Origin of the sequence: Streptomyces sp. NPDC007162, from assembly GCF_040634175.1 — a bacterium.
GTDB lineage: Bacteria > Actinomycetota > Actinomycetes > Streptomycetales > Streptomycetaceae > Streptomyces.
On record NZ_JBEYFC010000382.1, the window covers coordinates 1 to 8,931 of the forward strand.

The following is an 8,931-nucleotide window of genomic DNA, read 5'->3' on the forward strand; positions in this document are numbered from 1 at the left end:
GGATACCGCCGTCGACCTCGGTGTCCCAGGACAGCAGCAGGCGTGAGCCGGGAGTGCGGGCCGACGCCTGCGCCTAGGTTCGGCGAGTACCTCTTCAGGGGGAACGGCGCGCGGCCCGCCGTACGCCGCACCCGGGCGGGAGCGGGCGCCCGCGCAACGCTCGCGGAACCGATCGCCGCGGAAACGTGCTGTCCTTCGCCCGGCCGGGTAACACATAGTGGAGGGTCTTCGTCGATCAACCAGAACGGACGCACGTGACGACCGCGTACAGCGAATCACCTACGGAGCGCGTCCCCGGGCGGGTCTGGACGGTCCGCCTGACCGGACACGCCGACCGGACGGCCACCGTGACCTGCAGCACCGCGGCCTGCCGGATGCCGCCGCGCTCCAAGGACCTCGCGGCGCTGCGCGCGTTCGCCGCCGGGCACGCGGCCGCGCACGCGAGGGCGGCCACCGTACGCCCCAACGCCCGCTGCCACTGCGGCGCACAGCAGTGCGAGGCCCACCCGGACACCAGAACGCAGTGCGCGGGCGGTGTGGCGCTGGTCCTCCAGCACGATCCGGCCGTCGGCCGCGTCTGGACGCTGGAGGAGATCTGCGAGGCGTGCGCCCGGGTGCTCCCGCACATCAGCGTCCTCGCCCGCGCCCAGCGGCCGAGCCGTACCACCGCCGGGCGGCCCGCCGAGCAGCAGCCGCCGCCGGCCGCGCCGCGGCCGGGGATCCCCGGCGGCTTCTCGTCCCTCGCCGCGGGGCCGTCCGACGACGGCCCCAGGCCCGCACGACGCCCCCGCCGGGCACCCCGTCCGTCCCGCGGCCGGCCCCGGGGCGAGGGCCGCTGACCCGGACACGGCACGGTCCGGGCGGCCGGCGCGCCGCACACCCGTCCGGTTCGTACCTCGGTGGTACCCGCTCGACAGTCCCTCGCCTATTCACGGGGAACGGCGGGTACGTCTGCGATGATGCGCCGTGCCGGTCCGGTCGCCGGGGGAGGATTTCGCAGACGTGTCCGCACAGAGCCGCCAGCAGAGCCGTCGGTCGAGGGCGTTGTCCGTGCTGCCGTTCGCGGTCATGGGCGCGGTCGCCGTGGCGGACGTCGTGGCCGGTCCGTCACTCGGCTTCCTGCCGCTGGTCTCGGTGGGACCCGCCTTCGCCCCCCTCGTGGGCGGCTGGAAGCGCACCGCGTGCGTCGGCGGACTCTCCCTGCTGCTCTGCATCGCACTCGGCTGGGTCGACGACCTGACCGACATGCGGCGCGGAGCCATGGCCGTCGGCTCTGTGCTCGGGGTCACCGTCGCCGGACTGGTGGCCGTGTCCATGCGCCGCAAGCGGGAGGCCGAACTCGAAAGCGTCCGGTCGATCGCCGAGGCCGCGCAGCGGGTCCTGCTCAAGCCCGTGCCGAAGCTCGCCGGGCGGCTGCGGGCGGCCGTCTCCTACACGTCCGCCGTGGCCGAGGCCCGGATCGGCGGAGACCTGTACGAGGTCGTCGCCGCGCCGCAGGGCGTGCGGGTGATCGTCGGGGACGTCCAGGGCAAGGGGCTGGAGGCGGTGGAGACGGCGGCCCTGGTCCTCGGAGCGTTCCGCGAGGCGGCGCTCGACGAAGCGGACCTGGAGGAGGTCGGCAACAGGCTGGCCCGTTCCGTCGACCGGCAACTGGACGGCGAGCGGTTCGTCACCGCCGTCCTCGCCGAGGTGAGCGCGCACCAGGTGACCTTCCTCAACTTCGGCCATCCCCCGCCGATGCTGGTCCGCGACGACGGCACGGTCGACCTGCCCGAACCGGAGACCCACGCACTGCCGCTGGGCCTGGGCGCACACGGCGTCGCAGGACCACAGCCCTACCGCGCCGGTTTCCTGCCGGGTGACCAGCTGCTGCTGTACACCGACGGCATCATCGAGGCCCGGGACCGGGGCGGACGCTTCTACCCGCTCGCCGAACGCGCCCATCTGCTCAAGGAGCAGGACCCCGAGGCCGCCCTGGAAACCCTCCGCCAGGACCTCCTCCAGCACATGAACGGCCCGCTCCAGGACGACGCCGCCATGCTGCTGCTCCGCTACCGGTGAGGTTCTCCCGCTCGAACCGCCGGCCCGGTGCGGGCCTCCGGAACCCTTGACCGCATTGGTCCAGTCCAATAACGTCACCCCGCACCGGACCCCACCCGGCGCAACACCCCCCGACCGTCACGTCGTTGACGGCCCCCATGTCTGCGGGAGGACCTGTGGTTTCCCGACGTACCTTCCTGACCGCCGCCGCCGGTACCGCCGCCGCGGCCGCGCTCACGCCCTTCTCGCCCGTCGCCGCCACCGCGGCGGCAGCGGGCGTCCCACTCCCCGTGAAACTGGCGAACAACTCCGGCCACGACACCGTCTACGCCTACATCTCCGGCTCCGACAGCAGCGGCTGGCCCGTCTTCGTCGACGCGAACGGCGCCCTGAACCGGCTGCCCAACCCGTCGTCCACGGTGACCCCCGTCGCCGACCACTCCATCCCCCTGGGCGCCTCCGGTTCGGCCGCCACCACCGTCAACCTGGCCGACCACGTCATCGGCGGCCGGGTCTGGTTCTCGGTCGGGCAGAAACTCCAGTTCTTCGTCAACCCGGGCACCGTACCCGGCCTGGTGCAGCCCGCCCTGGTCAGTTCCGACCCCAACTGGGCCACCAACTGGACGTTCTGCGAGTTCACCTTCAACAGCGCCAACCTCTACGCCAACATCTCCTACGTCGACATGGTCGCGCTGCCGGTCTCGATGGCCAGCACGGGCAGCGGAGGCAACCAGTCGGTCAGTCCCCTGCCCTCGGGCGCCCTCGCCGCCATCGCCTCGGGCCTGCGCGCCCAGCACGCCTCCGACGGAGCGCCCTGGGACAGACTGGTGGTCACCGACTCCTCCGGTGCCGTCCTGCGCGTCCTGTCGCCCTCGCACTCACCGGTCGACTTCGGCGGCTACTGGGACGACTATCTGAACCGGGTCTGGAACCACTACGCGGCCACCCCGCTGACCGTCGACGGCCAGGGCGGCATCGGCTCCTACACCGGGACCGTCTCCGGCGGTGCCATCGTCTTCTCCGGCCTGAACACCAACGGTGTGCCGTTCACCAAGCCGAGCGCCGCCGACATCTTCGGCTGCGCCTCCGGCCCCCTCTACAACTCGGGGTCGGACGCGCGCGGAGCGATCGCCGCCCGGCTCGCCGCCGCGCTCAACCGGAGCTCGCTGCTGGTCCCGGGCGGGAACAACCAGCCCGGCGGCGTGGCACCCGCGCAGTACTACCAGGACGCGGTCACCAACCACTACGCACGGCTCGTCCACCAGTACGCCAGCATCGGCTACGCCTTCCCCTACGACGACGTCGGCCCCACCGGTTCGGCCCCGGTGGACGGCCACCTCCAGGACGGCGCGCCGACCTCGTGGACCGTCACCCTCGGTGCCGGCGCGGGCAGCGGACCGGGGAGCCCGGGCTCGGGCGCCGTCAGCGCGTACAGCACCATCCAGGCCGAGTCCTACTCGGCGCAGAGCGGAACCTCGACCGAGACCTGCTCCGACACGGGCGGCGGCAGCGACGTGGGCTACATCTCCGACGGGGACTGGCTCAGGTTCTCCTCCGTCGACTTCGGCTCGGTCCCGCCGAACCAGTTCAAGGCCCGGCTGGCGTCGGGCGCAGCCTCCGGTGTCAGCGGCGCCGTACAGGTGCGCCTCGACAGCACCACTGGCACGAAGATCGCCGAGATCGACTTCGCCAACAACGGGGGCTGGCAGAACTGGCAGACGGTGCCCGCGAACATCGTCGCCTCCGCCACCGGTGTCCACGACGTCTACCTGGTCTTCGCTGGCAGCAGCTCGGACTTCACCAACATCAACTGGTTCACCTTCACCAGCTGAGCAAGGCCGGGAACGGCCGGACGGCTGCCATGCCGGCCCCGGCCTCAGTCCGGGGCCGGGGCCGGGTGCGGGCGTCGCGTGGCGGCACCGCGGGCGGAGTCGGCGTCGAGTCGTTCGCGGAGCCGGACCCGCAGCGGATCCCCGTCCGGGACACCGAGTTCCGCGGTGACGGCCAGAGCCTGGGCCCACGCGGCGCGGGCGGGACGCGGACGCCCGGCGGTGTCGTGGACGTCGCCGAGGCAGGCCAGAGCAGCGGCCTCGCCGTGGCGGTCACCGGTCTGGTGGAACAGGACACGGGCCCGCAGGTAGTGGTCGAGGGCCTCGGAGTGGCGGCCCAGCCGGCGTTGGACGTAGCCGAGGCTGTCCTGGATGTGGGCCTGCCCGTTGAGGTCCCCCGTCTCCCGCGCGAGTTCGAGAGCCCGCCGGCAGTGTGCCAGGGCCTCCTGGTGGTCGCCGAGTTGGGCGAGGATCCAGCCGATGTGGTTCAGCGCGGCGGACTGTCCGGCCAGGTCGTGGGCGGCACGGTGGTGGGCGAGGCTGTCGTGGGCGTGGCCGAGCGCCTGCTCGTGCCGGCCCTGGGCCTCGGACATCCGGGACAGGTGCTGATGGATGCGGGCCTGCCCGGGGTGACTGCCGGTCTCGCCGAACAGTTCCAGCGCGCGCAGGTAGTGGGCACGGGCTTCGTCGCGGCGGTCCAGTCGGTCGTTGCCGAGCCCGAGGCCGCGGTGGGCTTCGGCCCGCCCGGCGCGGTCGTCCTTGCGCCGGGCCGCGTCCAGCCCCGTGGTGTGCGCCGCCAGCAGCGCCCGCCAGTAACCGTGCCGGTCGAGATAGGTCGTCAGCGCGGAGGCGAGGCGCCAGCTGTGGCCGGGGAAACCGGCCTCGCGCGCCCGCTCCACGACGGCCAGCAGGACCGGATGCTCGGCCGTGAACCACGCCTGCGCCTGCCGGTGGTCGGCCAGTTCCTCGGCCGAGGAACCCTCGCGGGCGGGCGGCAGCGGAGCCGGGTCGGAGCGGGGCGTCAACAGGGCGTCCGCCCGGTGGGCGGTGTGCAGATAGTGGTCGAACATCCGGCCCGCCGCGGTCCGTCGGGCCTCCTTGCCGTCGTACGCGGCGAGGAGTTCGGCGGCGTAGGTACGCAGCAGGTCGTGGAAGGCGTACCGGCCCGCGGGCTGTTCGACGAGCAGGTGTCCGCGCACCAGCTCCCGCACCAGGACCCCGGCGCGCGCCGTCGGCAGGCCGGCCAGGGCGGCGACGGCGGGCAGCGCGACGCTCGGTCCGGGATGCAGGGCCAGTAATCGGAAGAGCCGGGCGACCACCGGGTCGAGCGCCTGGTACGACCAGGAGAACACCGCCCGTACCGCACTGCCGGCCTCACCGCCGTCGAGCGCGTCCAACCGCCCATCGACGCCGCGCAGTTCACCGGCGAGGACCGCCAGCGGCAGCTCGGGCTGGGTGGCGGCCCGGGCGGCGACGATCGCGAGTGCGAGGGGCAGGCCGGCGCATCGGCCGATGATCTCCCGCACGGCATCCGGATCGGCCGTGACCCGGTCCGCGCCCAGCCGGACGATCAGCAACTCGCGTGCCTCACGGGGGCCCAGCATGCCGACGGTCACCAGCCGTGCCCCCTCGGCGGCGACCAGCCCGGTCAGCGACCGCCGGCTGGTGATCAGCGCCAGACAGCCCGGGGACCCGGGCAGCAGCGGACGCACCTGCTCGGTGTCCCGGACGTTGTCCAGCACCACCAGCATCCGACGCCCCGTCAGCAGGCTGCGGTAGAGCCCCACCTGCGCCTCCAGGCCGGCCGGGATCCGGGCCGGCGGCACACCCAGGGCGTCGAGGAACCCCCGTACCGCCTCCGCCGGGCCCATCGCCGAGCCGCCCGGAGCGAACCCGCGCAGGTCCACGAACAACTGGCCGTCGGGGAAGGCACCTCGGGCCCGCCTCGCCCAGTGCAGGGCGAGCGCCGTCTTGCCCACCCCGGCCGTACCGGACACCGCCGTGATCACCACCGCCGACGGATGGTCCGCCGCCTCGGCGCATATGTCCTCCAGCTGGGCGAGTTCCCTCTCCCGCCCGGTGAAACCATGCACACCCATGGGGAGTTGGCCCGGCAGCGCGCTCGGCCAGACGATCGGCTCGGCCGGCGGCGCCGGGGGAGCGGCCCGGACCGGGGTACGGGACGGCGGTCGTACGACGGATTCGGCCGGACCTCCCCGCAGGATCTCCTCGTGGAGCCGGCGCAGGTCCGCTCCGGGGTCGACACCCAGTTCCTCGGCGAGCCGCTTGCGGACCGCGGCATAGGTGTCCAGCGCCTCGGCGCCGCGCCCGGCGGCGTGCAGCGCTCGCATCAGCGCCTCGGTCAGCGGCTCCACCAGCGGGTACTGGTCGAGCAGTTCGGTCAGCGGACCGATCACACAGACGGGATCGCCGACGCGTGACTCGACCCGGGCCCAGGCGACGGCGGCGTCCACGTGCTGCCGCCGCCACGCCTCGCGCACCCGCGCCGCCCACTGCCCGCCCAGCCCCGCCAGCGGCTCCCCGCGCCACACCCCGAGCGCCTCGCGCAGCAGCGCCGCCCGCTCCCCGTCCGGGCACCCCGTCTCCCGGGCCCGGCCGGCCAGCTGCCGGAACCGGTGGATGTCCACCTGGTCCGGGCCGGCCTCCAGAAGGTATCCGCCCGACCTGCGCGCCAGGTGCAGCCGGGGATGCCCCGGTGCGGCGGTCCGCTCGCACAGCCGGCGCAGCCGGGCCACATGGGCGTGCAGCGCGCGCCGCGCCCCGTCCGGCGGGTCGGCGCCCCAGACCCTGGTGATCAGTACGTCGGCCGGCACGGGGCGGCCCGAATCCACCGCCAGCGCGGCCAGTACCGTACGGCGTTGCGGTGGCCCGACCTCGGTGGTCAGGCCCTGTGAGGAGAGCTCCACCGGACCGAGAAGACGCAGTTCCACCACGCTGTCCACACTCCTCGTGCGGTTCGTCTTCACTCCATGCGCACTTTCTCGCGCGGGGCGACAACCTATCGACAACGTTTCCAGCCACACCCGGACGTCAGTCTCATGACAGGGACTTCAGTCTGCTGGGACGGGGAGCCGCCGGGCACGGCGGCGCACCGCACACGGGGAACGGCGGCGCGCCGCGCCGGCCGGGCGGTATCCGGGGGAGCCGAACGTGAACGGACGACGGGCAGCGACGGCGACGAGAAGGCCACCGGTGCGGGTGGCGTCGGACAGCGGCGGAAGGAGTGTGCTGGAGGGCGCGTTCGCCCTGCTGGAAGCGGTGGAGCGGACCGAAGGGGCCGGGCTGACCAGGATCGCGGCACAGTGCGGGCTGCCCAAGTCGACCGCGTACCGCCTCCTGGAGCAGATGGTCGAACTGGGAGCCGTCGAGCGGCGGAGCGGCGGCTACCGCATGGGGCCGCGGATCTTCCGGCTCGGCCAGGGCTGGCAGCCGCACCCGGGCCTGCGCGCCGCGGCCCGCGCACCGGCCCGCCGGCTCGCGGCGCTCACCGGGGCGACCGTGACCGTCAACGTGTTGCGGGAGGGGCGGACGCTGGTCCTGGACCGGACGCCCGGCGACAGCGCCGGGGCGCTCGGCCGAGGCGCTGACGACGTGACGTATCCGTGGTTCACCGCGGCGGGCAAGGTGCTGGCCGCCGCGGCGCACCCGCGGCTCCCGCCGGGGCCGGTGCCCGCGGCCTGGGAACAGGAGGCCCGGGCGATCCGGGAGCACGGCGCCGCCCTCGACCGGCAGACGGTGGTGGCCGGCGTGTGCTGCGTCGCCGTGCCCCTGTACGGTCCGAACGGCATCCCGCTGGCGTCCCTCGCCCTGGTGACCGATCCCACCCACAGTCTCGACCGGCTCGTGGGCGTGGTCCAGCAGACGGGGCGGGCCATCGGCGCGGCCCTGCGCGGCCGCTGAACCACGGCGCCGAACGAAGCCGCCGCGGCGCCCGTCCTTCAGGGCTGCCCCGGAGAACAGCACACGCGTGTCCCTCGGGGCCGGGGGCGAGGGGCCTTCGAACCGGACGAGAAGGCAGGTGTGGGGGACGGGCGCGCAGGAGTGCGGTCATCCTGTCGCGGCCGCGGCTGCCTGCGGCGAGACTCTGCTCGAGATCGTGCCAGCGGACGCGGTCTGCGCCATCAGCAACAGGAAGGGCCGGCCAGTGAACCGACCGCCGTTCTCACCCGTCGTCGCCATGTCGGCCAGACAGAGTCTGGGGTTGTCGCCCCAGCAGGTGACGGAACAGATGAACGCCTGCGGGGTTGCCGTCGACATCTCGGTCATCCACGCGTGGGAAGTCGGTGAGTACCGCCCCACCGAGAACGAGTTGTTCGTCCTCGCGGACATCCTCTGGTGCCGGACCACGGACCTGATGGAGATCCAGGAGCCGCGCACCCTGAGGGAGCACCGTCTCGCGCGCCAGCTCAGTGCGGCGAAGGTCGCCCACGCCGTCGGAATGGACACGGCCGCGTACGAGCGGGCCGAGGAGACGAACAGCTGGACCGGTGACGGCCGCCGGACAGCGGCTCTCCTCCGCGTACTCGACCTCACCCTTCGCCAACTGGCCGCCATCACCGCACAGTCCGGTGCGCCGGGAGCCGCCCGTGGGATCTCGAATTTCACCGCACAGTCCCAGACCTGACCGCCCTTTGGCCAGGTGAAGCGGCGCCGGCGGTGAAGCCCCTGTGGCGGGAGCCGCTCACGGGGCGCGAGCGATGCGGATGGTCGCCGCGCGCGACGACGGACCGCATCCAGGTCGCCGCCGACGGGCAGGGCGACGCCGATCACGAAGCCGGCACCGGGTCCGCCCCCGTGACCGGATCCGTCCGCACCGGGACCCGATGAGGCCTGTCGCCCCGGTGACCCCGCCGGTGAGGCTCGGGGACATGACCCGAGCCTTGATCGACGTCGGACGCGCTTTACCGGCCAGGCACCTAGTAGGTACCATCGATGCCATGCCTTCCCTGAACGTCTCTTTCACCGACGAGGAACTCGAGGGTGTCCGGGCCGCGGCCGCCGCGGAGGGCGCCTCAAGCAGTACCTGCACGACCTCGGAGTC

At 73.6% G+C, this 8,931-nt stretch carries 6 protein-coding genes; 5 read left to right on the top strand and 1 reads right to left on the bottom strand.

The features are described 5' to 3' along the window. Positions 1–254: 254 nt before the first annotated feature. The 3 genes from ABZ646_RS33155 to ABZ646_RS33165 all read left to right on the top strand — a co-directional run bounded on the left by ABZ646_RS33155 (position 255) and on the right by ABZ646_RS33165 (position 3,872). Positions 255–839 carry a hypothetical protein gene (locus tag ABZ646_RS33155; protein WP_360527171.1) on the top strand — a complete coding sequence of 195 codons (585 nt, stop codon included), beginning with the start codon at positions 255–257 and terminating at the stop codon, positions 837–839. 229 nt (positions 840–1,068) lie between these two features. Then, positions 1,069–2,061, top strand: a complete 993-nt coding sequence (locus tag ABZ646_RS33160; protein ID WP_360527186.1) for a PP2C family protein-serine/threonine phosphatase — start codon at positions 1,069–1,071, stop codon at positions 2,059–2,061. A gap of 155 nt (positions 2,062–2,216) precedes the next feature. Further along, positions 2,217–3,872 (top strand): beta-1,3-glucanase family protein, encoded by a 1,656-nt coding sequence (locus tag ABZ646_RS33165; RefSeq protein WP_360527174.1) that lies wholly within the window; start codon positions 2,217–2,219, stop codon positions 3,870–3,872. 44 nt (positions 3,873–3,916) lie between these two features. Here the strand turns inward: ABZ646_RS33165 and ABZ646_RS33170 are convergent, their stop codons facing one another. Further along, on the bottom strand, positions 3,917–6,823 hold the full coding sequence (locus ABZ646_RS33170; protein WP_360527177.1) for a BTAD domain-containing putative transcriptional regulator: 2,907 nt from the start codon (positions 6,821–6,823) through the stop codon (positions 3,917–3,919). A 217-nt stretch (positions 6,824–7,040) separates the two neighbouring features. Between ABZ646_RS33170 and ABZ646_RS33175 the strand changes: the two genes are divergently transcribed. Both ABZ646_RS33175 and ABZ646_RS33180 read left to right on the top strand, forming a co-directional pair. After that, a complete protein-coding gene (locus ABZ646_RS33175) occupies positions 7,041–7,790 on the top strand; it encodes a helix-turn-helix domain-containing protein (RefSeq protein WP_360527180.1) in 750 nt (249 codons plus the stop codon). Between the two features lie 277 nt (positions 7,791–8,067). Beyond that, entirely contained in the window at positions 8,068–8,514 is a 447-nt protein-coding gene (locus ABZ646_RS33180; protein WP_360527183.1) for an XRE family transcriptional regulator, read from the top strand. Positions 8,515–8,931 lie beyond the last annotated feature (417 nt).